Source organism: Neisseria sp. P0008.S010 (genome assembly GCF_051962715.1).
GTDB classification, from domain to species: Bacteria; Pseudomonadota; Gammaproteobacteria; order Burkholderiales; family Neisseriaceae; genus Neisseria; species Neisseria elongata.
Window position 1 is genome coordinate 1 of record NZ_JBQCVA010000097.1, and the last position, 1,687, is coordinate 1,687.

At 56.7% G+C, this 1,687-nt stretch carries 3 protein-coding genes; all 3 read right to left on the bottom strand.

Annotation, left to right across the window (positions count from 1 at the left end; genetic code table 11):
- Nucleotides 1-3: 3 nt before the first annotated feature.
- A complete protein-coding gene (locus ACTHSL_RS12480) occupies nt 4-723 on the bottom strand; it encodes a phage tail protein (RefSeq protein ID WP_440381643.1) in 720 nt (239 codons plus the stop codon).
- Between the two features lie 28 nt (nt 724-751).
- Nucleotides 752-1,147: a phage minor tail U family protein gene (locus ACTHSL_RS12485; RefSeq protein ID WP_000683105.1), complete on the bottom strand. Its 396-nt coding sequence runs from the start codon at nt 1,145-1,147 to the stop codon at nt 752-754.
- Nucleotides 1,144-1,687, bottom strand: a 544-nt coding sequence (locus ACTHSL_RS12490; protein ID WP_440381644.1) for a phage tail protein, incomplete at its 5' end; no start/stop codon positions are given. The genes ACTHSL_RS12485 and ACTHSL_RS12490, both read right to left, overlap by 4 nt.

Sequence of the window (1,687 nt, forward strand, 5' to 3'; positions counted from 1 at the left end):
GGATTAACTGGCGGTGACGGTAATTTCTGCAACCGCAGCAAACTCACCATTACCGGATACAACCGGAAAGTTGACCTTGCCTGCAGCAACGCCGTTCACGGTGATGGTCATACCACTGACCGACACGGTGGCTTTTGTTTTATCCGCAGACACCGCACGAAAGCTCTTGTCGGTTACGCCCTCCGGCTGGAAGGCCACGGTCAGCGTGGTGCTCTGCCCTTTCACCACCGAGGTGCTGGCAGGCGTCACGGTCATGCCGGTTGCCGCTGTTACCGTGCTGCGATCTTCTGCCATCGACGGACGTCCCACATTGGTGACTTTCACCGTGCGGGTGATCACTTCCTTCGCCGTCACCGCCTTACCGATACTGCTGACCCAGCCACGGAACACATCGACCGTGCCGTTCGGGAAGCGGATTTTATAGGCACGGGTATCGCCTTCATTAAACCACGCCAGCAGCGCCTGCTGCCCCTGCTCTCCGGGCATCCACGCCAGCGTGAAGCTGGTATCTCCGGCAGATTTCTGCCCCTGCCCGGTCGCAGTCCAGTCTGCATCTTCATCATCGAGATAGCTGTCGTCATAGGACTCAGCGGTCAGTTCGCCGGGCGTCAGGTCTTTAACTTTTGCCAGACGCGACCAGTCAACGTCTGAAAGCGGATTCGCGTAAGGGTCACCGCTCCCCTTATAAACCCACAGGGTGGTCCCGGCACCTTTCACCGGCATTGTAGGATTTGGTACAGGCATAGCGTCCTCACATTTCATAGGTAATGACATAAGTCAGATCGGCTGAACTCCACAAGCCCGCATCATCGTCGCGCCGGTAGTCATAGCCGCTGGCCACCATACTGGTGATCAAATCTGACAGTGCCGGGATATCGCTCATCACCGGATAAATCCGGGACTCCATCCACGCATCCAGCTCTGAATCCGGCACCTGAGCAGGCAGGAAAACTTCGATATGCAGCTCCGCCTGCCAGGTATCGCTGTCCAGCTCTTCGCCCGTGTATTCAGCGCCGGTGAGATAAACGGCAACTGCCGGAAAATCCGCCTCATCAAAAACAGCGGGGCGACCATCAAAAAACGTCGCCCCGGTGTCATGCTTCTCCAGTGCATCCAGTACGGCTGCACGGAGTTCAGTATGTTTCATCGCTTTATTACCATCCTCAGTTGATGCTGCAGCGCATAGCCCAGCTCTTTCGGAAGACGTTCACGCCGTATCCGCTCAATATTTTGTTTAAACGCCGTGGTCAGCGGCACCGCCATCGGGATTTTCACCACATCAATGGGGTAACGGTTTTTCCCAGCCACACGCTGCATGACATGCCACCGGCCATTTTTCAGTTGCTGAATAAACGCGCCGGGAATACGACGGTTACCCACCACAAGCACGCTGCCGCCACCTTTCAGGGATGAACGCTGCCCCTTTTTACGACGCCTGCGGCGCGAAAGGACAACCCGCGCATTACCCAGCTTGATTACGGGCAAATCCCCCCGGTTAACTTTGATTCTGGCCTGCGGATTTTTGACCGTGGCCCTTTTCAGCCTGGCCCTTTCCTTTACCAGTTTCCGGCGTACCTTTGTCTCACGGGCAACCTGTGACGCCGACTGCGATATCGCGGATGAAGCAACGCGGTTAATGGCCATTGCGGCGGCACCAGGCACCGCCGTTTTGCTGATACGGCTGAGG